Origin of the sequence: Streptomyces sp. NPDC127038, assembly GCF_042725875.1 — a bacterium.
In the GTDB taxonomy this organism is placed as follows: Bacteria; Actinomycetota; Actinomycetes; order Streptomycetales; family Streptomycetaceae; genus Streptomyces.
Map to the genome: position 1 here is coordinate 37495 of NZ_JBHXDQ010000016.1, position 22580 is coordinate 60074.

General features: G+C 71.1%; 18 protein-coding genes. 11 read left to right on the top strand and 7 right to left on the bottom strand.

Annotated features, from left to right (window positions below; all coding sequences use genetic code 11):
• Positions 1–39: 39 nt before the first annotated feature.
• On the top strand, positions 40–645 hold the full coding sequence (locus ACFWI4_RS14565; protein ID WP_387195274.1) for a GNAT family N-acetyltransferase: 606 nt from the start codon (positions 40–42) through the stop codon (positions 643–645).
• A 146-nt stretch (positions 646–791) separates the two neighbouring features.
• On the opposite strand, the gene ACFWI4_RS14570 is transcribed toward ACFWI4_RS14565, so the two are convergent.
• Entirely contained in the window at positions 792–1301 is a 510-nt protein-coding gene (locus ACFWI4_RS14570) for a Zn-ribbon domain-containing OB-fold protein (RefSeq protein WP_387195277.1), read from the bottom strand.
• A complete protein-coding gene (locus tag ACFWI4_RS14575; protein ID WP_387195280.1) occupies positions 1298–1750 on the bottom strand; it encodes a DoxX family protein in 453 nt (150 codons plus the stop codon). Before ACFWI4_RS14575 ends, ACFWI4_RS14570 begins: the two co-directional genes overlap by 4 nt.
• Positions 1751–2089: 339 nt before the next feature.
• Here ACFWI4_RS14575 and ACFWI4_RS14580 point away from each other — a divergent pair, with 339 nt between their 5' ends.
• The 3 genes from ACFWI4_RS14580 to ACFWI4_RS14590 all read left to right on the top strand — a co-directional run bounded on the left by ACFWI4_RS14580 (position 2090) and on the right by ACFWI4_RS14590 (position 6909).
• Positions 2090–3283, top strand: coding sequence for a flavin-containing monooxygenase (locus ACFWI4_RS14580; protein WP_387195283.1), 1194 nt, complete (start codon positions 2090–2092; stop codon positions 3281–3283).
• A gap of 378 nt (positions 3284–3661) precedes the next feature.
• Positions 3662–5887 (top strand): acetate--CoA ligase family protein, encoded by a 2226-nt coding sequence (locus tag ACFWI4_RS14585; protein ID WP_387195286.1) that lies wholly within the window; start codon positions 3662–3664, stop codon positions 5885–5887.
• Between the two features lie 170 nt (positions 5888–6057).
• A complete protein-coding gene (locus ACFWI4_RS14590; protein WP_387195288.1) occupies positions 6058–6909 on the top strand; it encodes an enoyl-CoA hydratase/isomerase family protein in 852 nt (283 codons plus the stop codon).
• Between the two features lie 81 nt (positions 6910–6990).
• Here the strand turns inward: ACFWI4_RS14590 and ACFWI4_RS14595 are convergent, their stop codons facing one another.
• Positions 6991–7959, bottom strand: a complete 969-nt coding sequence (locus ACFWI4_RS14595) for a hypothetical protein (protein ID WP_387195291.1) — start codon at positions 7957–7959, stop codon at positions 6991–6993.
• 154 nt (positions 7960–8113) lie between these two features.
• Between ACFWI4_RS14595 and ACFWI4_RS14600 the strand changes: the two genes are divergently transcribed.
• Positions 8114–8740: a flavin reductase family protein gene (locus tag ACFWI4_RS14600; RefSeq protein ID WP_387195294.1), complete on the top strand. Its 627-nt coding sequence runs from the start codon at positions 8114–8116 to the stop codon at positions 8738–8740.
• An 89-nt stretch (positions 8741–8829) separates the two neighbouring features.
• Here ACFWI4_RS14600 and ACFWI4_RS14605 read toward each other — a convergent pair whose 3' ends face one another.
• Positions 8830–10176, bottom strand: a complete 1347-nt coding sequence (locus ACFWI4_RS14605) for an MFS transporter (protein ID WP_387195297.1) — start codon at positions 10174–10176, stop codon at positions 8830–8832.
• Between the two features lie 71 nt (positions 10177–10247).
• Here ACFWI4_RS14605 and ACFWI4_RS14610 point away from each other — a divergent pair, with 71 nt between their 5' ends.
• The 5 genes from ACFWI4_RS14610 to ACFWI4_RS14630 all read left to right on the top strand — a co-directional run bounded on the left by ACFWI4_RS14610 (position 10248) and on the right by ACFWI4_RS14630 (position 17667).
• A complete protein-coding gene (locus ACFWI4_RS14610; protein ID WP_387195300.1) occupies positions 10248–11249 on the top strand; it encodes a GlxA family transcriptional regulator in 1002 nt (333 codons plus the stop codon).
• A gap of 521 nt (positions 11250–11770) precedes the next feature.
• On the top strand, positions 11771–13066 hold the full coding sequence (locus ACFWI4_RS14615) for a nucleotide sugar dehydrogenase (RefSeq protein ID WP_387195303.1): 1296 nt from the start codon (positions 11771–11773) through the stop codon (positions 13064–13066).
• 2 nt (positions 13067–13068) lie between these two features.
• Positions 13069–14661, top strand: a complete 1593-nt coding sequence (locus ACFWI4_RS14620) for a glycosyltransferase (RefSeq protein WP_387195438.1) — start codon at positions 13069–13071, stop codon at positions 14659–14661.
• A gap of 112 nt (positions 14662–14773) precedes the next feature.
• Complete coding sequence (locus tag ACFWI4_RS14625; protein ID WP_387195441.1) at positions 14774–16876, top strand: polysaccharide deacetylase family protein; 2103 nt, start codon at positions 14774–14776, stop codon at positions 16874–16876.
• Positions 16877–16878: 2 nt separating this feature from the next.
• A complete protein-coding gene (locus ACFWI4_RS14630; protein ID WP_387195306.1) occupies positions 16879–17667 on the top strand; it encodes a hypothetical protein in 789 nt (262 codons plus the stop codon).
• Between the two features lie 188 nt (positions 17668–17855).
• Here the strand turns inward: ACFWI4_RS14630 and ACFWI4_RS14635 are convergent, their stop codons facing one another.
• The 3 genes from ACFWI4_RS14635 to ACFWI4_RS14645 form a co-directional block, all read right to left on the bottom strand.
• On the bottom strand, positions 17856–18905 hold the full coding sequence (locus ACFWI4_RS14635; protein ID WP_387195309.1) for a Zn-dependent alcohol dehydrogenase: 1050 nt from the start codon (positions 18903–18905) through the stop codon (positions 17856–17858).
• 100 nt (positions 18906–19005) lie between these two features.
• A complete protein-coding gene (locus tag ACFWI4_RS14640; RefSeq protein ID WP_387195312.1) occupies positions 19006–20187 on the bottom strand; it encodes an acyl-CoA dehydrogenase family protein in 1182 nt (393 codons plus the stop codon).
• 44 nt (positions 20188–20231) lie between these two features.
• Positions 20232–21143: an SDR family oxidoreductase gene (locus ACFWI4_RS14645; protein ID WP_387195316.1), complete on the bottom strand. Its 912-nt coding sequence runs from the start codon at positions 21141–21143 to the stop codon at positions 20232–20234.
• Positions 21144–21239: 96 nt separating this feature from the next.
• On the opposite strand from ACFWI4_RS14645, the gene ACFWI4_RS14650 reads away from it, so the two are divergent.
• Complete coding sequence (locus tag ACFWI4_RS14650) at positions 21240–22175, top strand: cyclase family protein (RefSeq protein WP_387195319.1); 936 nt, start codon at positions 21240–21242, stop codon at positions 22173–22175.
• Positions 22176–22580 lie beyond the last annotated feature (405 nt).

A 22580-nucleotide genomic window follows, 5' to 3' on the forward strand; every position in this document is an offset into this window, starting at 1 on the left:
GGGAGTGACCGGTGGGCCGGGAGAGGTTTGAATGGCTGGATGGCCGACGCGCATGTGCAGTTCTCCGTCCAGCCCGCCCCCGAGCTGACGGGCCTCGGCCTGCGGCTGCGCCCCTGGGACCCGGAGTCCGACGCGGACGTGTCGGCGTACCTGCGCGGGCTGACCGATCCCGAGTTCCAGCGCTGGAACACCCCGCTCAGGTTCGTCCGGGACATCGACGCGGCCCGTGAGTCGCTGCGGACCCGGGTCGCGGCGGCGACCAGTGGCACCGCGCTCTCCTTCTGCGTCACCGACGCCGGGACCGGCGAGACCCTGGGCCATGTCGGCCTCAACGAGATCGACCACGTCATCAGCTGCGCCCGCGTCGGCTACTGGGTCCTCCCGGAGTGCCGCGGCCGCCGGGTCGCCACCCGCGCCCTGCTCCTGGCGGCCCGCTACGGCTTCACCGACCTCGCCCTGCACCGCCTGGACCTCGGTCACGCCGTGGGGCACGAGGTGTCCTGCCGGGTCGCCGAGCGCTGCGGATTCCGGCACGAGGGGACGCTGCGGGGCGCGATGTTCGAGGCCGGCCGGCACGACGCGTTCCGCGACGTGCACCTGCACGGACGACTCGCCACGGACCCGGAACCGGCACCCGTCCACTAGGTCGTGTCCCGGGCGGCCGGGGGCAGGACCCGCGGACGGGGCTCGGCCCGCCTGAGGGACCGGCGGAGGTCACCCACCTGGAGGACCGGCGGCAGTCACCCGCCGGCGGCCCGAGGTCACCCGCCCGGAGGACCGGCGTCGGTCGGTCACCCGTCGGCGCCCGGTGCCACGGGCCCGGCCGCCGCGGGCTCAGCCGTCACAGGTACGGCCGCCACAGGCCGGAACACGGGGATCCCCGCCCGGAAGGCGACCTCCAGCTCCATCCCGATCCGCAGCGCCGTCCCCTCGCACCCGATCACCTCGGTCATCATCCGCGGCCCTTCGGCCAGGTCGACGACGGCGGCGGCGTAGGGCACGCGTGCGCCGAAGGGGGGCAGGTCGTTGCGGTGGACGACGGACCAGGTGTGGAGCGTGGCGCGTCCGCTCGCGGGACGCCAGTCCACGTCCTCGCTCCAGCAGTACGGGCAGAACTCGCGCGGATAGTGGTGGACGCGGTCGCAGGTCGCGCAGTGCCGGATCAGCAGCCGCCCCTGGGCCGCCGCGTCCCAGTAGGGCCGGGTGAAGGCGTCCGCCTCGGGAACGCCGAACCCGCCACCCGGACCCGCCGCGCCCCCGCCGGTCCCGCCGACCCCGCCTGCCCTGCCGTCCCCGCTCACCGGAACAGTCCGAGGGCGCTGTCCAGCGACCACGTCTGCCAGGACATCGCGAACAGGCCGACGGCCGAGGCCAGCGCCATCATCGCGTTCTGTCCCTGTTCCGCCCAGTCGTGGATCATGAGGGTGAAGTAGAGGAGGTTGAGGAGCAGGCCTCCGACCAGTGCCACGGGGGTCAGCAGCCCGGCCACCAGCCCGAGACCGAGTGCCAGCTCCGCGTACACGACGACGTACGCCATCACCCTGGGGCGCGGTGCGACGATCGTGTCGAATCCCGAACGCACGGCGTTCCAGCGGTGCTTGGAGGCGACGTCCGCCGCCCACGCGATGCCGGTCCCGCGCTCGAACCAGCCCTTCCTGTCCTTGTGGCGCCAGCTTTCGAGCCACCACAGGCCGAGTCCGATACGGAGCACAGCCAGCCATTCCGCCCCGCCGAGCCAGATCGTGTCCATGGCCGCACCTCCCGCAGAGGGAACGTATCTGACGGAACGTCAGTTTCGACTTCCGAGAGCGCCCGCGCAAGAGCCCGGCACCGGCCGACCGGGACGGAACGCCCACCCCTCAACACGCCGCACCCCGAGGGGGGCGCGCGAGTCCGGCCCCGCGCTCCCGCGATCGGCGTACGACCCGGCACCCACCTGCGGCGACACCGCACTTTTCGTACGTCTTCACCACGCCGAAGTGACCTACGCCACGAGACCCACCCACCCCTCCCACAGTCGTGACCGGTTCGCAACCGATTCAGGTCTTGACCGAGACCTATCAAGCCGAGCCATGATTACGCTCGCGCTATGGCCGACACGACTGCTTCCACGACCCCCCGCACGGTGCCCTCCCACGAGGACCGCCCCGTGTACGTGATCGGAGGCGGCCCCGGGGGGCTCGCGGCGGCGCACGCACTGCGCGCCCGGGGCGTACGAGCTGTCGTCCTGGAGAAGTCGGACCAGATCGGCGCCTCCTGGCGGGGGCACTACGACCGGCTGCACCTGCACACCACCCGGCGCCTGTCCGCGCTGCCGGGGCTCGCGATGCCGCGCTCGTTCGGCCGCTGGGTGGCCCGCGACAACGTGGTGCGCTACCTGGAGAAGTACGCCGAGCACCACGCCCTGGAGATCGTCACGGGCGTCGAGGTGTCCCGCGTCGAGCCCGCCCCGGGCGGCGACGGCTGGCTGCTGCACGCCACCGGCGGACGCGAGCTGACCGGCAGCGCGGTGGTCGTCGCGACCGGTTACAACCACACCCCGCGCGTCCCCGACTGGTCGGGCCGCGACACCTACACCGGCGAGCTGCTGCACGCCGGCGCGTACCGCAACCCCGCCCCCTACGCGGGCCGTGACGTCCTCGTCGTCGGCGTCGGCAACACCGGCGCCGAGATCGCCGTGGACCTGGTCGAGGGCGGCGCCTCGCGGGTACGACTGTCCGTCCGCACCGCGCCGCACATCGTGCGCCGTTCGACGGCGGGCTGGGCCGCGCAGTTCACGGGCATCGTCGTACGGAGACTGCCGGTGCGGCTCGTGGACGCGCTGGCCGGGCCGATGGCGAAGCTCAGCGTGCCGGACCTGGCGGCGCAGGGGCTGCCCCGGCCCTCCACCGGGCTCTACTCCCGGGTCAACGAGGGTTCCATCCCCGTCCAGGACGTCGGTCTCATCGACGCCGTCCGCAAGGGCAGGGTCGAGATCGTGGCCGCGGTGGAGGGGTTCGAGGACGACAAGGTCGTCCTCGCCGACGGGGAGCGGATCGCTCCGGACGCGGTGATCGCGGCGACCGGCTACGCGCGGGCGTTGGAAGGTGTGGTCGGGCATCTGGGGGTGCTCGACGGGCGTGGGCATCCCGTCGTGCACGGTGGGCACGCGCCGAAGAACGCGCCGGGCCTGTACTTCACCGGGTTCACCAACCCGATCAGCGGCATGTTCCGTGAACTCGCCCTGGACGCAGAAAAGATCGCCAAGGCCGTAGCCCGCCACACGTCCAGATCAACAACCTGACCCCCACACCCCCTCCCCAGCAACGCCGACCAAGCCAGGCAACAGCTCCCTTCGCCCCCTCCGCCCCTACCCAACCCGTCACCAGGGGCTCCGCCCCCGGACCCCCGCTCCTCAAACGCCGGAGGGGCTGAAACTCACGCACGCCACGACGCACCCGCAGCCGGAATACGGCGTGAGGGGCCGTGCCGGTACATCGATGGCCGTCGCCACCTACGGTCACGCCTCACCCAACGGCGACGGGCTGATGCACCGGCGCGGCCCCGACCCACCCACCGGAGCGAACCCGCACCTGCACAGCGGTTCCTGACACGACGTCAGTTGCGTAATCTGACAGTGCGTCAGTTATCCATTGACTGTCACACAGGAGCGGGCGGACCGATGCTTGGATCAACTCACGGCACCCTCACCACCGACTCCCGCCGGGCCCGGGTCATCGCCTGCGGCGAGCAGCCCTCCCCGGTCGTGCACGGCCGGCCGGCCGAGGTCGACGACCTGGACGTCAGCGGACGCCCGCTGTACGCCGCCGTCCCCGACCTGGACCGCTTCTTCCGGCCCGAGTGCGTGGCCGTCATCGGCGCCTCGGACGCCGAGGGCCGGCCGAACACCGGGATCACCCGGCAGCTCATCGGCTGGGCCGACCGGGTCGGCGCCCGGCTCCACCCGGTCCACCCCACCCGCACGGAGGTCTTCGGCCTGCCGTGCCTCCCCTCCGTCGCCGACCTGCCCGAGCAGGTGGACCTGGCGGTCGTCCTCGTCGGCAACCCCCTCCCGGTGATCGAGGAACTGGCCGAGGCCAAGGTGAAATTCGCGGTCGCCTTCGCGTCCGGCTTCGCCGAGACCGGTGCCGCAGGCGCCGCCGCCCAGGCCCGGCTCGCCGCCGCCGTACGCGGCTCAGGACTGCGCCTGCTCGGCCCCAACACCAACCTCAACGCCTTCGAGAACTTCCGCGACGACCTCGAAGGACCCGCGATCGCCCTCATCACCCAGTCCGGCCACCAGGGCCGCCCGGTCTTCGCGATGCAGCAGCTAGGCGTCCGGCTCTCCCACTGGGCCCCCACCGGCAACGAGGCCGACCTGGAGACCGCGGACTTCATCTCCTACTTCTCCGAGCGGCCCGAGGTCGGCGCCATCGCCTGCTACGTCGAGGGACTCAAGGACGGCCGTTCCTTCCTGCTGGCCGCCGACCGCGCCGCCCGGCGCAAGGTGCCCGTCGTCGCGGTGAAGGTCGGCCGCACCGAGACCGGCGCCCGCACCGCCGCCTCGCACACCGGCAAACTGACCGGCGCCGACGCGGTGGTGGACGCGGCCATGCGCCAGTACGGGGTGATCCGCGTCGACGGACTCGACGAACTCCAGGACACCGCGGCCCTGCTGGCGCGAGCCCGAGCACCGCTGGCCGACGGGGTCGTCGTCTATTCGATCTCGGGCGGCACGGGCGCGCACTTCGCGGACCTGGCGAGCGCGGCCGGCCTGCACCTCCCGGTCCTCTCCGACACCAAGCAGGCCGAGCTGCACACCTGGATACCCGACTACCTGAACGTCGCGAACCCGGTCGACAACGGAGGGCACCCCGTCGGCGACTGGCGCGGCCGGAAGATCATCGACGCGATCCTCGCCGACCCCGCCGTCGGCGTGCTGATCTGCCCGATCACCGGGCCGTTCCCGCCCATGAGCGACAAGCTGGCGCAGGACCTGGTGGACGCGGCGGAGCAGACGGACAAGCTGGTGTGCGTGGTGTGGGGGTCGCCGGTCGGCACGGAGCCGGCGTACCGGCAGACACTGCTCGGTTCGTCCCGGGTCGCCACCTTCCGGACGTTCGCCAACTGCATCACCGCCGTCCGCGCCCATCTCGACCACGCGCGTTTCACCGCGCGCTACCGCTCCCCCTTCGACGAGGCCCCCCGCACCCCCTCGCCCTCCTTCCGCAAGGCACAGGCCCTGATGCGCCCGGGCCAGCAGCTGAGCGAACACGCGGCCAAGCAGCTGCTGCGCGCGTACGGGATACGCGTGCCGCGCGAGCAGTTGGTGACCAGCGCGGCGGCGGCCGTGCGGGCGGCGAGCCAGGTCGGCTACCCGGTGGTCATGAAGGCCTCCGGCGCGCAGATCGCCCACAAGACCGAACTGGGCCTGGTCAAGATCGGTCTGACCTCCGCCAGCCAGGTCCGCGACGCCTATCGCGAGCTCACCGACATCGCCCGCTACGAGGGCATCTCCCTGGACGGGGTGCTGGTCTGCCAGATGGTCGAGCGGGGCGTCGAGATGGTCGTGGGCGTCACGCACGACCAGCTCTTCGGGCCGACGGTCACCGTCGGGCTCGGCGGGGTGCTCGTGGAAGTGCTGCGGGACTTCGCCGTACGCGTGCCGCCGTTCGGTGACGACCAGGCGCGGGCCATGCTGTCCGAACTGCGGGGGCGGGCGCTCCTCGACGGGGTGCGCGGGGGGCCGCCGGTGGACGTGGACGCGCTGGTGGAGGTGGTGATCCGGGTCCAGCGGATGGCGCTCGAACTCGGCGACGAGATCTCGGAGCTGGACATCAATCCGCTGATGGTCCTGCCCCGGGGCCAGGGAGCCGTGGCCCTCGACGCCCTGGTGATGTGCCGCTGAACGGCCCGCTCCCCACCACCCGCACCGAACGCGACCACTGCGACGAACCCACCCGCACCTCTCGCACCCCTGGCACTGCTGGCACTGCTGGCACCGCTGGCACCCACCGCACCCCTCGCACCCACCACGGCGAACCCACCCGCACCCTCCGTACGAAACGGAGCACCTTCATGCCCGACTCCCCCCGTGCGTCCCGTGAATCTCCCGAATCCGACGAATCTCCTGAAAAGCCCCTCGACTCATTGATACGTCACACCACTGACAACGCGGTCTCGTGGATCACGCTCGACCGGCCCGAGACGATGAACGCGCTCACCTGGGACCAGCGGGAGCGCGTGATCGGTCTGCTCGCGGCCGCCTCCGCCGACCCGGGTGTGCGGGCCGTGGTCATCACGGCCACCGGCCGCGGGTTCTGCGCGGGAGCGGACCTGCGGGGAGGTCCGCCCGCGGGCGAGCGGCTGCCCGGCGACGTGGCCCGCACCATCCGGCTGGGCGCTCAGCGCCTGATCGCCGCCGTGCTGGACTGCGAGAAGCCGGTGATCGCGGCGGTCAACGGCACGGCGGCCGGCCTCGGCGCGCATCTGGCCCTCGCGTGCGACCTGGTCCTCGCGGCCGAACCCGCCCGTTTCATCGAGGTGTTCGCCCGCCGGGGGCTGGTGCCGGACGGCGGCGGGGCCTATCTGCTGCCCCGCCTGATCGGCCCGCAGCGGGCCAAGGAGCTGATGTTCTTCGGCGACGCGCTGGGCGCCGCGGACGCCGAGCGGATCGGGCTCGTCAACAGGGTCGTACCGTCCGAGGAGTTGGAGAAGACGGCCCGCGCTTGGGCGGAGCGGCTCGCCGCCGGGCCCACCCGTGCGCTCGCCCTCACCAAGCAGCTGGTCAACGCCTCGCTGGACACCGACCGCGGCGGCGCGTTCGCGGCGGAGGCGGCGGCGCAGGAGATCAACATGACGACGCGGGACGCCGCCGAGGGAGTGGCGAGCTTCGTGGAACGACGCGCCCCGCGCTACGAGGGCCGCTGACAGCCCCCCTCCCCCCGAAACCGGAACCCGGAACCCGGAATCCACCCCACCCCACCCCGCCGCCCCACGGCCCCGCCCCGTTCAGTCCTGCCGCAGCACGCGCAGGTCCCCCGCGTCGGGGTCGCCGAAGAGGACGAAGAGTTCGGGGTGGGCCTCGGTGCCGCCGATGGTCCAGTACGTGTCGTGGCCGCAGTCGCCGACGCGGACGACCACACCGTCGCGCCGCTGGGAGGCGGGCCCGTCGGCGTACGGGTCGTAGCGGCCCGCGGTGTCGAGGAACCACTTGCCCGCGCCGTCGCAGCGCGTGAACTCCTTGGTGGTCACGTCCCCGAACTCGGGCTGGGCGGGAACGGCCGAGAGCTCGGCCCTGCCGCCGGCGCTCAGCCGCAGCACGGCTCCGTGATCGCCGCGCCAGACGCCGGTGAGCCGGTCGGCGCCGAGCTTCGGCGGCTCGTACGGGTGGATGAGCCCGGTGGCCAGGGCCGCCGTGCCCGCCGCCGCGACCAGTGCGCACACGCCGAGGGCCGCGAGCGCCGAGCGGAGCCAGACACGGCCGCCGTCCGGAGGGTGTCCGGTGGCCCGTTCGCGCCGTCGCATCAGGGCGACACCGAGCGCCGGCGGCACACCCCATCCGCAGAGCAGCAGGGCCTTGGTCCCGGTGGGCGCGAGGCCGAACAGAAGGACCGCGAGCGCGGACCAGAGCGCGCCGACCAGCAGGACGAGACCGATGTGCCGGAGCCACTCGGGGCCGGGGGCGCGGCGGCGGGTCAGCCGGGCGAGGGTGGCCGCCGGCATCGTGCAGGTCACGGCGTGCAGCAGACCCAGCGCGGCGAGCAGTGGCGGCCCGAAGACCAGCACGCACAGCAGGCCGACGGCGGCGAGTCCGCCGCCGAGTCCCGCGCCGTGGTCGTCGTCGTCGAACGTCCCGACCCACCGGACCGCGACGGCCACGGCGAACTGGGCCGCACAGATCGCCGCGGCGAGGTTCACCTCCGCACCGGTCCATGTCGACCAGGGGCGCGTGGGCTTACCTGAGTTCCCCGACCTCATGAGCCGAAAGATACGCGGGCCGGACACGGCGTGCCGCGAGGGGTTCCCGCCACCGGAGCCGCCGCCCCCGCCACCACGCCCCCCGGTCCGCCTGCTGCCAGCCTCCGCGCACCCCTTCCTATCTGACAGGCCGTCAGCTTCAATGGACGGTGTGATGGGACACGCAGGGATGGCCGCCGCCGCCGTCCGCTACCTCAGGTCGGCCGGGGCCCCCACCGTCGCGGGGCCCGTCGAGGCGCTGCCGCGCCCGGATCTGCGCGCGGTCGGCGAGGACGAGCGGGCCCCGGTCGATCCGGCCCGGTTCCGCCGCGTCCTGGGACACTTCGCGACCGGGGTGACGGTCGTGACGGCACCGGCCACCGGTGCCGACGGCCCGGCCGGATTCGCCTGCCAGTCGTTCGCCTCGCTCTCGCTGGATCCGCCGCTGGTCTGCTTCATGGTCGGCCGTACGTCGGCGACCTGGCCGCGCATCGCCCGCGCCGGGGTCTTCTGCGTCAACGTGCTCGGCGCGCACCAGGGCGACCTGTGCCGCGGCTTCGCGGTGAGCGGCGCGGACAAGTTCGCCGGGGTCGCCCACGATCCCGCCCCGGTCTCCGGGTCCCCCCGCCTCGCGGGCGCGGCGGCCTGGGTCGACTGCACGATCCACGCGGTGCACACCGGCGGGGACCACCTGATCGTGGTGGGGCGGGTGGACGCGCTCGGCGCGGGCGGTGACGGGGAGGACGGCGAGGACTCCGCCGTACGACCCCTGCTCTTCCACAAGGGCCGCTTCCTCGACTGAGCCTCCCTCCCCCGCCGCCACCGAGGCCCCCACCACACGAAAGCCCAACCCACCCGCACCCGCACGAAGGCCAAACCCCCCGCACCCCGTCACGCGGCCGCCGGTGCCACCCCCGCCGTCGCCGCGCTCGCCGTGGGGAGCGACGGACGGCGGCGCCGGATCACCAGGACCATCAGCGTGGCGGCCGCGCACAGTGCTCCGGAGGCGTACCAGACGACGTCGTACGAGCCGAAGCGGTCGCGGGCGACGCCGGCGAGGAAGGCGACGAGCGCGGCGCCGATCTGGTGGGAGGCGAGGACCCAGCCGAAGACGATGGCGCTGTCCTCGCCGTACTGCTCACGGCACAGGGCCAGGGTGGGCGGGACGGTGGCGACCCAGTCGAGGCCGTAGAAGACGATGAAGAAGACCATCGGCGGGTGCACGGACGGGGCGAGCAGCATCGGCAGGAACAGCAGCGAGATGCCGCGCAGGGCGTAGTACACCGCCAGCAGGCGGCGCGGCTCGAAGCGGTCGGTGAACCAGCCGGAGGCGACCGTGCCGACCACGTCGAAGACGCCGACCACGGCGAGGAGCGAGGCGGCCGCGGTGACGGGCATGCCGTGGTCGTGGGCGGCCGGCACGAAGTGCGTCTGGACCAGGCCGTTCGTCGAGGCGCCGCAGATCGCGAACGACCCGGCCAGCAGCCAGAAGGGACCCGTGCGGACGGCGGAGAGCAGCACGGTCACCGCGCGCCGGGCGGCGCCCCGCACCGGCTCGGGCTTCGGCACGAACTCCTTCGCCCCGTACGGCGTCTGACCCACGTCGGCCGGGTGGTCGCGCAGCAGCAGCCACACGAAGGGGACGACCGCGAGGGCCGCGAGCGACACGGTGACGGCGGCCGGACGCCAGCCGTGCTGCGTGACGATCCAGGACAGCAGCGGGAGGAAGATCAGCTGGCCGGAGGCCGAGGCGGCGGTCAGGATGCCCGTCACCAGGCCCTTGCGCTCGGTGAACCAGCGGTTGGTGACCGTCGCCGCGAAGGCGAGCGCCATGGAGCCGGAGCCGAGGCCGACCAGCAGGCCCCAGCAGAGCATCAGCTGCCAGGCCGTCGTCATCCACACGGTCAGCCCGGAGCCGATCGCGATCACGGTCAGGGCGACGGCGACCACCCGCCGGATGCCGAAGCGGTCCATCAGCGCCGCCGCGAACGGTGCCGTGAGTCCGTACAGCGCGAGGTTGATGGAGACGGCCGCGCCGATCGTGCCGCGCGACCAGTGGAACTCCTGGTGCAGCGGGTCGATCAGGAGCCCGGGGAGCGACCGGAAGGCGGCCGCGCCGATGATCGTCACGAAGGTGACGGCGGCGACGAACCAGGCGCGGTGGACGCGGTGGGAGGAGGAGGGACGGTCGGGCCGGGAGTCCTCCCGGGCCTGCGCGGCTTCGGTTGTCTGGGTCACGTCCTAGAGCTTCGGGGAAGGTACGCCGATGAACCACTGGCCCGAGGGACAGCATTCGCTACGATCGGGCCATGGCCTCTCCCGGTACGCCGCCCCCGCACCGCGTCGTCGTCCTCGCCCTGGACGGCCTGCTCCCCTTCGAGCTCGGCATCCCGCAGCGCATCTTCGGCAAGGCGCGGGACACGGAGGGTCGCCCGCTCTACGAGGTCGTCACCTGCTCGGTCAGGCCGCCTGGCCCGGTCGGGACGGACGCGGACTTCTCGGTCCTCGTCGCCAACGGGCCCGAGGCGCTGGCCGGCGCCGACACGGTGGTCGTCCCGGCCTCGTACGAGCTCGGGCCCGTCCACCAGGAGGGGATCCTGACCCCGGAACTGGCCGCCGCGCTCGCGCACATCCGCCCCGGCACCCGTCTCGTGTCCATCTGCACCGGCAGTTACGTCCTGGCCGCCGCCGGGTATCTCGACGGCCGCCCCGCCACCACGCACTGGATGCACGCCGAGCACTTCCAGCGGCTCTTCCCGCGGATCGACGTCGACGCGGACGTGCTCTTCGTCGACGACGGCGACGTCCTCACCTCCGCCGGGGTCGCGGCCGGGATCGACCTGTGCCTGCACCTCGTACGGCGCGACCACGGCGCCGCCGTCGCCAACGAGGTGGCCCGCAGGACGGTCGTACCGCCGCACCGCGACGGCGGGCAGGCGCAGTACATCCGGCGCCCGGTCCCGGAGGCACGGTCGGCCGGCACCACCGCCGCCCGTGCCTGGGCGCTCGGCCGCCTCCACGAACCGATCCAGTTGCGCGACATGGCCGAGCAGGAGTCCATGTCGGTACGCACCTTCACGCGGCGGTTCCGCGAGGAGGTCGGGGTCAGCCCCGGCCAGTGGCTCACGCGGCAGCGCGTTGAGCACGCCCGCCATCTGCTGGAGTCCAGCGACCTGTCCATCGACCAGGTGGCCCGCGACGCCGGATTCGGCACGGCCCAGTCGATGCGCCAGCACCTCCAGGCGACTCTCGGCGTCAACCCGACCACCTACCGCCGCACCTTCAGAGCGGGCAGCGGCACCGGCCGATGACCTCCCGCCGTCCGCTCTGAAACTCAGGCCTCGTCAGCACGGCAGCGGCTTCAGCCGACCCGGAACTGCTCGCGCCGCATGAGCAAGTGTCACCGTCCCTGCCCGTCAGCACCCAGCCCGACGGCCGGAGGGGCGCCACCCTTCGGCATGGGTCCTGCAACCTCGCCCTACAGCGGCGCAGAGATGTCGACCTGACGCCTGATAACTGATGACTGATGACTGATGACTGATGACTGATGACTGATGACTGTCCACATACTGAAACATGTGACGGCATGTCAATAATCATCCGATCGTTACAAGCCGATCACAGTATCGAGCACACCTCGGCGGCTTTTCGGCAATTTTTGCCGCATTCGCCGTCAACCCTTGAAAACAAACCAGACAGATCACCCCGCTCCTACCACGGTGAGCCTTTGACGCGTTGACCATGACTAGGTATCTCTTAGCCTTCATGTTCACGAGATCATCACAGGATCTCTATTTGTCACCCACCACTTGCGGTAGCCAGGAGCACCTCCATGTCCGTTTCACCCCCTGCATCACTTCTGCCGGAAGAGCACGCCGCCGCCCCGGTTGCCGTCGTCGGCCTCGGCTACGTCGGCCTGCCGACCGCACTGGCGTTGTTGGAAGCCGGTAACGAAGTGATTGGCATCGACGTCAGCGAGCGACGTCTCGACGCCATCCGCACCGGGGACGTGGATCTGCTCCCTACCGACCACGAGCGCCTCGTCCGGCTGCGCGACACCGGCCGGTTGACCCTGACCAGCGACCCGGCCGCGCTCTCCGCTGCCCGTACGGTGCTGATCTGCGTACCGACCCCGGTCGACCAGCACCTCGTGCCGGACCTGGCCGCGATGGCCGGCGCCTGCGCCGACGCCGTACGTCACGCCGTTCCCGGCCAGTTGCTGATGCTGACCTCCACGACGTACGTCGGCACGACCCGGGACCTGCTGGTCAAGCCGCTCATCGAACGTGGCCTGCTGGTCGACAGCGAAGTCTTTGTGGCCTTCTCCCCCGAGCGGATCGATCCCGGCAACGCGCACCACGCCCAGGAGAGCACCCCGCGCGTGGTGGGCGGCGCCGGTGCGCGCAGCACCGAGCTGGCCGCCGCAGTGCTGGCGCGGACCGCTCCGTCGGTCCACGCACTGCCCTCGGCCGAAGAGGCCGAGATGACCAAGCTGTGGGAGAACACCTTCCGCGCCGTCAACATCGCGCTGGCGAACGAGTTCGCGGAGAACTGCCGGGGCCTGAACCTGGAGCCGGTCCGGATCATCGAGGCCGCCGCGACGAAGCCTTACGGCTTCATGCCCTTCTACCCCGGCCCCGGCGTCGGCGGGCACTGCATCCCCTGCGACCCGCACTACCTGCTCTGGCAGCTGCGCGCCCGCAGAATCGTTTCCCCTCTCATTGACGCCGCGATGGCCGCCATCGCCTCCCGCCCGCGCAAGGTCGTGCAGCGCGTACGCGAACTGCTCGGAGACGCCGGGCACAGCATCTCCGGAGCCAGGGTCCTCGTCCTCGGGATGGCTTACAAGGCGGGTGTCGCGGACGTGCGTGAGTCCCCGGCCCTGGAGATCCTGGAAGAGCTCACCGAAGCCGGCGCCAAGACCGCTTACCACGATCCGTTCATACCTTCGCTGCGGATCGGCGAGCACACGGTGACGAACACCCCCGCTCCCGAGGCTGAGCCCTGGGACCTGGTCCTGGTGCACACCGTCCAGCCCGGCATGGACCTGGCCTGGCTTCAGACTCAGCCTCTGGTGCTGGACGCCACCTACCGCCTCGACGCACCTGCCCACAAGGCGGTCGTGTGACCATGCCCGGCCCCGAACCGCTCGTCGAGACGACCCTCACCGGTGGGCAGCTCAGCGAGCACGTCCCGCACCAGCCCGTCGGTTCCGGCGACGTCGCGCTCGCCTTCGGCGCCGTACGGGCAGAGCGTCCTGCGCCGCCACCGCTGCCGCCGCTGCGTTCGGCCCGGAAGACCGAACCAGGCTTCCTGCGCCGTCGGTTGGACGCAATGCACCCGGCGCTCCGGCACGGCCTCCGCCGAGTACTGACACTGATCTGCCTGCTGCCGCTGCTGCTGATCCTGGCCCGTGAGGCACCTCGTCTGGCACAGAGTCCTCTCGTGCTCGGCTATGGCTTCACCGTGCTGACCGGCACGATCGCCATGCTCTACATCGCGTACAGCCGCTACGACGACCCGTCGGAGCGGATGCTGCGCAAGCGCCCCAAGCCGAAGAACCTGGCAGATTTCCCGTCCCTGCCACCTCGGCCCAAGGTCAGCTTCCTGCTGGCAGTCAAGGACGAGATCGACTACATCGAAGCCTGCGTGCGCTCGATGGCCCTGTGCGAATACGACGAGGACCTGCTTCAGATCATCGTCGTGGACGACATGTCCGAGGACGGCACCCGTGACGTGCTGCGTCGGCTGGAGGCGGAGCTCGGCATCACCGTGCTCTACCTGGAGAAGAACCTCGGTAAGAAGTACGCGCTGGTGAAGGCGTGCGAAATCGCGGATGGCGACGTCATCGCCTTCACCGACTCCGACTGCATCCTGGCTCCGGACGCTCTCAGCCGCTGTATACGTGCCCTCGTCAGCCACCCGGAACTGGGCGCGGTCAGCGGTCATGCCCGCGCGCTCAACGTAACCCGTACCGTCTTCACCAAGGCGCAGGACGTCTGGTACGAGGGTCAGTTCCGGGTCGCCAAGGCCGCCGAGTCCACCTTCGGCTCGGTCACCTGCGTCTCCGGACCGCTCGCGGTCTTCCGCCGCGACGCCATCTACAACTACCTCCCCGCCTGGGCCGGCGACCGGTTCATGGGTGCGCCGTTCCGCTTCGCGACCGATCGTCAGCTGACCGGCTACGTCCTCGGCCAGCGCTGGCGCGGCAAGAAGCTCAAGCGACAGTACGCCGACTCCCCCTTCGTGACCGAGCGGGACTACCCCGAGCGCTCCTGGCGCATCGGCTACGTGCAGTCCGCCAAGGTCTGGACGAACGTTCCGGAGAGCTTCCGCTCGTTCATGAAGCAGCAGATCCGCTGGAAGAAGAGCTTCATCCGCAACCTCTTCTTCACCGGCTCATTCATGTGGCGCCGCGGCTTCGGCCCGGCCGCCCTCTACTACGGGCACGCCCTGTGGGTGGTGGCCGCCCCGATCATGGCCTTCCGTCATTTGGTGTGGGCGCCGCTGCACGGCATGGCCTTCCTGACCCTGCTCTACCTGTGCGGCGTCATTCTCAAGGGCCTTGTCTGGGGCCTGGCGTTCAAGGTGGACAACCCGGACGACGGACGCTGGCGCTACAGGCCGCTGATGAGCCTGCTGTCGGCGGTACTGCTGGCCTGGCTGCTGCCGTACTCGTTCGCCACCATCCGCCGCGGCGTCTGGGCAAGGAGCCTCACCTGATGAAAGCCCTAAATCTGCTGGGGCGGTTCATCGCCGCCCTGTTGTCGATCGCCGCGGTATGCGGCATTTACGCCATCGTGCTGTCCCGAGGGAGCATCCTGCCGTGACCGACATGAACCGGCACCCCGGGAAGCTGCGCCAGAGTGTCTGGCACTGGCCGACCAGGTTCGGGCTCGTCGTGCTGGCACTCGCGGTGCTGGCTCTGCCCTTCTACGCCGCCGCCGAGTACTACCTGTACGGCAAGTACATGAGCACCCAGGTCCAGCCGCCTACGGTCCGGGTCGATGCCCGGGAAGCGGCCTCCTGGACCAAGTCGGCCCGGTCCCTGCCGGCCACGGCCGCCCCGGTCGTGCTGGCTTATCACGACATCGGGCATGCCCCGAGCGACTACACGGTCACTCCAGCCGCGTTCGACGCACAGTTGACCGCGCTGGAAAAGGCTGGCTACAGGAGCCTGACCAGCGACGAATTCGTCGCTTACCTCCACGGTGAGCCGGCGCCGCCCCGCTCCGTCTACATCACCTTCGACGACGGCCCGAACGGCCTGTGGGTCTACGGCGACCGGATCCTTGCCCGGCATCACATGCACGGAGCGGTCTACTTGATCACCGGTCGCGTCGATGACCGCCCGTACTACCTGTCCTGGAACGAGATCGCCCGGATGCAGGCGTCGGGACGCTGGGACTTCCAGGACCACACGCACAACCTGCACCACCGCGCAGTGGTCGATGCAGACGGTCACCGGGCTTCGGCACTGGCCAACCGGCTCTGGCTGCCGCAGGAGCGGCGCCAGGAGACACGCAGCGAGTACGAGGCCCGGGTCCGCCGTGATCTCCGACTGTCCTTCGGCGATTTCGCAGCCCACGACCTTCCCACCCCAAAGCTGTTCGCCTTCCCCTTCTCCGAGGCAACGGAACAGGCCAACCTGCCGATGCCGGGTCAGACTCTGCAAGAGATCCTGAACGGCAGCTTCGTGGCCACGATGACCAACGTCTCGTCCCGGCCGCTGCCCGCCAGCCGACGCGCAGCCGACGCCCGCCAGGTGCAGCGCCTCGAGGTGCTCAGGTCGACCACTTCGGCTGAACTGATCTCCGACGCGATCCGCTGGACCCAGGTCTCTCCGCAGGCCAGCGCGCCGCTGGCCCAGCCGCAGTTGTGGTCGAGTGACGACAGCAGTGGGCTGAGCGGCCTGGGCGCCTTCACCGGAGCCGGTCCTTATCCGGCCAAGAGTTCGCCGGTGCACTACATCGCTGCCTCGTACCGGCCCCGCAGCAGTGTGGACTGGAACAACTACGAGGTGGACGCGCGCCTCTCCGGCCTGAGCAACGGCACCAACCAGGGAGCTGTGCAGGTACGCGACGGCAGCGGCGCCCCGGTCTCGGCCAGCGTGAGCCAGAGCAACCTCCTGGTCTCTGTCTCAGGGACGAAGAAGCTGATCAAGCACCTGACCACAGCCTCGAGCCATATGCTGCGGATCGCGGTGCGTAATGACAGCACCCAGATCTGGGTGGACGGCACGGTGCACGTCAAGCTGCCGACGACCCCTGGCAGCCCTGGCAACCGGACCGGTGGTATCGCGCTGCGTGTCGGCATCAACAAGCCGGGCATCGCCTGGCCTCGCTTCGCCTCTCTTCGGATCGTCGACATCGCAGACAGCTCCCGCGATGTCACCGGCTCGCAGCAACGGGTGAGCGACGCGGCGCTGCTCGCCCCGAACGCCCCTTGGGTCTCCTCTCCGGATGTCAAAGCTGCGCTCAAGATCACGGACAGCGAGCTGGCCCCACAGGGACGCACACTGTCGGCCTACGGCGCCTACCAGCCCGACGCGACCGCCCGCTGGGACAGCTACACCCTGAAGGGCACAATCGCCCACCTGAACAGCAGCGAAGTCAGCGGAGCCCTCTGGGTTCGAGTCGGAAGCCCGCTGGCGATCAGCGTGCGGGTGTATCAGGACCACCTGAATGTCTACTCGGGAAACGCGGACAACCAAGCGCTCGTGGCCAGTCGCCGGCTCACCTCGGCACCCGCTCATCCCATAGCGATCCGCGTGACCGCCGACAGTACGCTGATCACCGCGGACGGATCGACCAGCCTCAACCTGATCGCCAAGGGCGAGACCGGCGGTGTGGGCTTCTCGGCTTACCGGGACTTGACCCGACTGTCGTGGCCAACCGTCCAAAAGCTCGGGGTCAGTGCGATCGCGGGAGCAGACTGACCGTGGCCGGACTGACGCGACGTCAACTCATCTGGTTCGGTGCAGCCGCGGGACTGGGTGCCGCGGTCGCCGGGGTAGGTACCTGGGAGCGGTACGGCAACGACGCCTTCCCCGACTTCTGGCCGCGCTTCGGCGCGGACGGACTGGTTACCAATGAGTGGGCGTTCCGCCATCCGCATGGATCGGGAGCGCACCGCTCGGCCGACTGGGTGGCCACAAGTGGCTCCCTGTTCGCGAGTGGCGGCCTTGGCTGGACCGGTCGACCCGACGCGGGGAAGACCGGTCCCCACTCCCAGACCGCTGACGATTCGGCAGTCTTCCGGCTGGTGAGCCGCCGTCGGGACTTCGGACCGGTGAGGGTGTCCTTCCAGATACGAATACAGCCACCGATCACCACGGCGCGCACTCCACCGGAAGCCTGGGACGGCGCCCACGTGTGGCTGCGATACCACAGTCCGCAAGAGTTGTACGCACTCAGTTTCCGTCGCCGGGACGGCACAGTGGCGATCAAGCGCAAGGTGCCATCCCACGACTCCTCGGCCGTGGAGGGTGGTGACTACGCAACGATCGCCGAGGGCAGCCATGGCATCAGCTACGGCGACTGGCATCGGGTCGAGGCCCAGGCGGTCAACACCTTCTCCGGTGTGCGTCTTCGCCTGGTCATCAATGGAAAAGAGGTGCTGCACACCGTGGATGACGCACCGGGCCCACTGGCAACGCCGGGCGGGGTCGGTCTGCGCGCCGACAACAGTGAGCTGTGGTTCGGCGACTTCTCGGCCCGCAGGGCCTGAACACCTTGCTCACACGCTCGCTGCCGAAACCGGATCTCGAAGCACCGCCGCTTGTCGAGGTCAGGTACGGCAGCGAGCCGAGCATGCGTCAGCGGATGTCCTAGCTCTGCCCGGTCAAGGAGATTGCCGGCTCGGCCTCCTCGGCGAAGAGCTGGGTCCACCGACTTGCTGAACAGGCGACCTGCACCTCAGAACGTCAACACCGCCCGCGCCACCTTCCCCGCGTGCGCGTCCTCGGCCGCTCGGTCGAAGTCCTCGACCGGGTACGTCGCCGTCACCAACTCGTCCAGGAGCAGCCGGCCTTCGCGGTACAGCTCGGCGTACAGGGCGATGTCGCGCTGGGGGCGGGACGAGCCGTAGCGGCAGCCCAGGATGGACTTGTCGAGGTACATCGAGGAGACGAGGAAGGAGGCCTCGGCCGTCGCCGGGGGGACGCCGAGCAGGATCGCCTGGCCGTGCCGGTCCAGCGAATCGACCGCGCCCCGGATGAGTTCGACGCGTCCGACGCATTCGAAGGCGTGCTGGGCCCCGGTCGGCAGGACGTCCCTGACCCCGTCCATCGAGGTCAGGAAGTGGGTCGCGCCGAACTGCCGGGCCACGGTCTCCTTGGCGGGGTTGGAGTCGACGGCGACGATGCGCAGGGCGCCCGCGAGCCGGGCGCCCTGGAGGACGTTGAGGCCGATCCCGCCCGTGCCGATGACCAGGACGGTGTCGCCGCGGTCGACCCGGGCCCGGTTCAGGACCGCGCCGACGCCGGTGAGGACCCCGCAGCCGATCAGCGCGGCCGAGGTCAGCGGGATGTCCTTCGGGATCCGGACCGCCTGGACCGCCTTGACCACCGTGCGTTCCGCGAAGGCCGAGTTGGCGGCGAACTGGTGCAGCGGCTCGCCGGCGCGGGTGAACGGCCGCTGCGGCATGCCGATCGCCCTGCGGCACATCGTGGGCCGCCCCCGGTCGCACTCGGCGCAGGTCCCGCAGTTGGCGAGGGTCGACAGCGCCACATGGTCGCCGGGCCCGACGTGGGTGACCCCCGCGCCCACCGCCTCCACCACGCCCGCGCCCTCATGGCCGAGCACCACGGGGACGGGGAAGGGGATGGTTCCGTCCACCACGGAGAGATCGCTGTGGCAGAGCCCGGCCGCGGCGATCGCGACCAGGACCTCTCCGGGCCCTGGATCCCGTATCTCCAGGTCGTCCACCACCTGGGTCCGCTTCCCGTCGAAGATCACGCCTCGCATCGCACCGGCTCCCCTCTCCCCGGGCCGCCCCGGGCGCTGTTCCCGGGCCGCTCCCGGGCTGATTCGGTCCGTACCCGGCTGCCGCGCGTGCCGGGCCCGTTCATGAACCGCCCCGCGGTTCCTTCGGCAGGCCGAGCGCCCGCTCGGCGATGATCGTGCGCTGGATCTCGTCCGAGCCTCCGTAGATCGTGTCGGCCCGGCTGAACAGGAACAGGTGCTGGGACGCGTCGAGTTCGTAGGACCGCTCGGCCGACCAGTCCGCCGGGCCCGCCGCGGCGGCGGCTCCGCGTACCTGGACGGCCAGTTCACCGAGCCGCCGGTGCCAGCCGCCCCACAGCAGCTTCGCCACGCTCGGCGCGGCCGGGCCGCCCGACCCGCCCCGGCCGTCCGAACCGCCCAGGGTGCGCAACGCGTTCCACCGCATCACCCGCAACTCGGCCCAGAGCCGCACCAGTCGCTCGCGCACGACGGGGTCCTCGGCCGCTCCCGTCTCGACCGCCGTGCGCAGTACCCGCCCCAACTCCTCGGCGAAGCCGATCTGCTGGGCGAGCGTGGAGACCCCGCGCTCGAAGCCGAGCAGGCTCATGGCGACCCGCCAGCCGTCGCCCTCGGCGCCGACCATGTGCCCGGCCCGCGCCACCGCCCCGTCGAAGAACACCTCGTTGAAGTCGCTGGTGCCGGTCAGCTGGCGGATGGGCCGGACCTCGATCCGGCCGGGCTGGTCCATGGGGACGAGGAGGAAGGACAGTCCGTGGTGGCGGACCGAGCCCGGTTCGGTGCGGGCGAGCACGAAGCACCAGTCCGCGTCCCGGGCGAGCGAGGTCCAGATCTTCTGCCCGGTGATCCGGTACGCCCCCGGGGAGCCGGATCCCGGGTCCCGTACGGCGCTCGTGCGGACGCCGGCCAGGTCGGAGCCGGCGCCGGGCTCGCTGTAGCCCTGGCACCACAGTTCCTCGCCGCGGGCGATCGGGGGCAGGAAGCGGTGTTTCTGGTCCGGGCTCCCGTGCGCGATGAGCGTCGGCGCCAGCAGGTTCTCGCCGATGTGCCCGGACCGGGCCGGTGCCTTCGAGCGGGCGTACTCCTCGGCCCACACCACCTGCCGGGTCAGGTCCGCGCGCCGGTTGCCGTAGCCGTCCTCGGCCCAGCCGAGTCCGATCCAGCCGCCCGCGCCGAGTTCGCGCTCCCAGTCGCGGCGCGCGGGGGTGCCGGCCAGATGCTCCTCCAGCCAGGCCCGCGCCTCGCGCCGGAAGAGTTCGTCCCGCGCACCGAATGCGAAATCCACGCGCTCTCCTCCCCGAGGGTCCGGGACGTCCGGACCGGGCACGGTCAGGCGTTGGGGCGCGCCCCGTCCGCCGCGGCCCGCGCCATCGCCTCCAGCCGCTCCAGCAGCGGCATGGGATCGACGCCGACGGTCCCGGGCAGGAAGTCGGCGATCCTCTCCGGGGTCCAGGCGCCCTCGGCGTACCCGGCGCGCAGTTCGCGCGGCTGAGCCCATACGGCGATCTTGGGTCCGGCGATCGTGTAGACCTGCCCGGTGATGCGTTCCTCGCGGGCCCGGTCGGAGAGCAGGTAGACCACGAGGGCGGCCACGTCCTCCGGTTCGCCGATCTCCTTCAGCTCCATCGGGACGTTCGCCGACATCCGGGTGCGGGCGACGGGCGCGACGGCGTTCGCGGTGACCCCGTACTTGTGCAGCCCGAGGGCCGCGCTGCGCACCAGGGAGATGATCCCGCCCTTCGCCGCGCTGTAGTTGGCCTGCGCCACCGAGCCCTGGTGGTTGCCGCTGGTGAAGCCGATCAGCGTGCCGGAGCCCTGGGCGCGCATCACCGCGGAGGCGGCCCTGAACAGCGTGAACGTGCCCTTGAGATGGGTGGCGACCACCGGGTCCCACTCCTGTTCGGACATGTTGAAGAGCATCCGCTCGCGCAGGATGCCGGCCACGCAGACGACACCGTCGATCCGCCCGTACGAGGCGAGGGCGGTGTCGACGACCCGCTGGCCGCCCGCCATCGTCGAGATGTCGTCGGCCACCGCGACCGCCTCCCCGCCGGCGGCCTCGATCTCCTTGACGACGGCGTCGGCGACCGAACTGGTCGGCTCGGCGCCCTCGACGGAGACCCCGTAGTCGTTGACGACGACGCGGGCGCCCTCGGCCGCCGCGGCCAGGGCGACCGCCCGGCCTATGCCCCGGCCCGCGCCCGTGACGGCGACGGCCTTGCCCGCAAGGAAGTTCCCCATGCCCGGCCCCTTCCCGCAGTTTCTGACGGTCCGTTAGATTCAACTCGGATTCTACGACCCGTCAGATACCTGGAGACAAGCCCCCGGGGAGGACTCATGTCACGGCCGGCGCTTCATCCGGAGTTCCACGAGATCGCCAAGCGCGTCAACAACTGGGGGCGCTGGGGGGACGACGACGAGATCGGAACCCTGAACCTCATCACCGACGAGGTGGTGCGGGAGGCCGCCGGGACCGTGCGGACCGGGCGCCGGGTCCCGCTCGCCCTGCCGCTCCAGCAGGACGGGGTGCAGACCGGGATGATCCCGGGGCGGGTCAATCCGCTGCACGCGATGGTGCAGATCAACCAGGAGATCTTCGGCCCCGGCACGGTGGCGTGCAGCGACGACGCCGTGACCATGGGCCTCCAGGCGGCCACCCACTGGGACGCGCTGCCCCATGTCTCGCACTCCGGCCGGCTCTACAACGGCCGCCCCGCCTCCACCGTCACCCCGCACGGCGGGGCCGAGTTCGGGGGGATCGACAAGCCGCGGCACATCGTCTCGCGCGGTGTCCTGCTCGACGTGGCGCGGGCGCGCGGGGAGCACCGGCTGGCCGGTGGGCACGCCGTGACCCCCGAGGACCTGGAGGCGGCGGAGGAGCTGGCGGGCACGCGGGTGCGGGCGGGCGACGTCGTGCTCGTGCGGACCGGGCAGATCCAGGTGTACCTGGCGGGCGACAAGCACGGGTACGGCTATCCGTCGCCGGGGCTTTCGGTGCGCACGCCCGAGTGGTTCCACGCGCGCGATGTCGCGGCGGTCGCCAACGACACCCTGACGTTCGAGATCTTCCCGCCCGAGATCGAGGACCTGTGGCTGCCCGTGCACGCCCTCGACCTGGTCGAGATGGGGATGATGCAGGGCCAGAACTGGAATCTCGAAGAATTGTCCACAGCCTGTGGACAAGAAAAGCGGTACGCCTTCCTGCTGTCGGCGATGCCGGAACCCTTCGTCGGCGGCACCGGCACACCGGTGGCGCCCGTGGCGATCCTCTGACGGCCCGTCCGCCCCGGGGCGGCTTCGGGACCGCCGCCGCGAGGGCCGGCTGGCGGCGCGCCTCCCCCACTCTCGACTGCGCCCGGCCGGAAGGTCCCCACCTCGCGCCGGGCACGGCATCACGCGCCGCCATCCGTCTCCGGCGTACCCGCCCTGTCTCCCCCGGCCGCGGAGGAGCCGACGCCGAATCGCGACCCGCACTCGCCGAGGGCTCCCGTCACCGGAGCCCCCGTCGTCCCCTCGCGGCGAATCGCTGAACACAAGCGTGATCAAACGGACACGCCACGTCAACACCCGATCGGGGATTTACGGCGTTCCACCCTATTTGAGACAGCGCGTACGGAAGCACGACCCGGCGCATTCGGCCACGACCGCGGCCGTGTACAGCGGTTTCGTGCATACATG

What these genes read in the sequence shown, in the direction of transcription:
- ACFWI4_RS14635 (WP_387195309.1), bottom strand. Translation starts at nt 18,905, where the DNA reads ATGCGAGGCGTGATCTTCGACGGGAAGCGGACCCAGGTGGTGGACGAC.
- ACFWI4_RS14645 (WP_387195316.1), bottom strand. Translation starts at nt 21,143, where the DNA reads ATGGGGAACTTCCTTGCGGGCAAGGCCGTCGCCGTCACGGGCGCGGGC.
- ACFWI4_RS14565 (WP_387195274.1), top strand. Translation starts at nt 40, where the DNA reads ATGGCCGACGCGCATGTGCAGTTCTCCGTCCAGCCCGCCCCCGAGCTG.
- ACFWI4_RS14575 (WP_387195280.1), bottom strand. Translation starts at nt 1,750, where the DNA reads ATGGACACGATCTGGCTCGGCGGGGCGGAATGGCTGGCTGTGCTCCGT.
- ACFWI4_RS14620 (WP_387195438.1), top strand. Translation starts at nt 13,069, where the DNA reads ATGCCCGGCCCCGAACCGCTCGTCGAGACGACCCTCACCGGTGGGCAG.
- ACFWI4_RS14625 (WP_387195441.1), top strand. Translation starts at nt 14,774, where the DNA reads ATGAACCGGCACCCCGGGAAGCTGCGCCAGAGTGTCTGGCACTGGCCG.
- ACFWI4_RS14585 (WP_387195286.1), top strand. Translation starts at nt 3,662, where the DNA reads ATGCTTGGATCAACTCACGGCACCCTCACCACCGACTCCCGCCGGGCC.
- ACFWI4_RS14580 (WP_387195283.1), top strand. Translation starts at nt 2,090, where the DNA reads ATGGCCGACACGACTGCTTCCACGACCCCCCGCACGGTGCCCTCCCAC.
- ACFWI4_RS14590 (WP_387195288.1), top strand. Translation starts at nt 6,058, where the DNA reads ATGCCCGACTCCCCCCGTGCGTCCCGTGAATCTCCCGAATCCGACGAA.
- ACFWI4_RS14600 (WP_387195294.1), top strand. Translation starts at nt 8,114, where the DNA reads ATGGGACACGCAGGGATGGCCGCCGCCGCCGTCCGCTACCTCAGGTCG.
- ACFWI4_RS14650 (WP_387195319.1), top strand. Translation starts at nt 21,240, where the DNA reads ATGTCACGGCCGGCGCTTCATCCGGAGTTCCACGAGATCGCCAAGCGC.
- ACFWI4_RS14595 (WP_387195291.1), bottom strand. Translation starts at nt 7,959, where the DNA reads ATGAGGTCGGGGAACTCAGGTAAGCCCACGCGCCCCTGGTCGACATGG.
- ACFWI4_RS14610 (WP_387195300.1), top strand. Translation starts at nt 10,248, where the DNA reads ATGGCCTCTCCCGGTACGCCGCCCCCGCACCGCGTCGTCGTCCTCGCC.
- ACFWI4_RS14615 (WP_387195303.1), top strand. Translation starts at nt 11,771, where the DNA reads ATGTCCGTTTCACCCCCTGCATCACTTCTGCCGGAAGAGCACGCCGCC.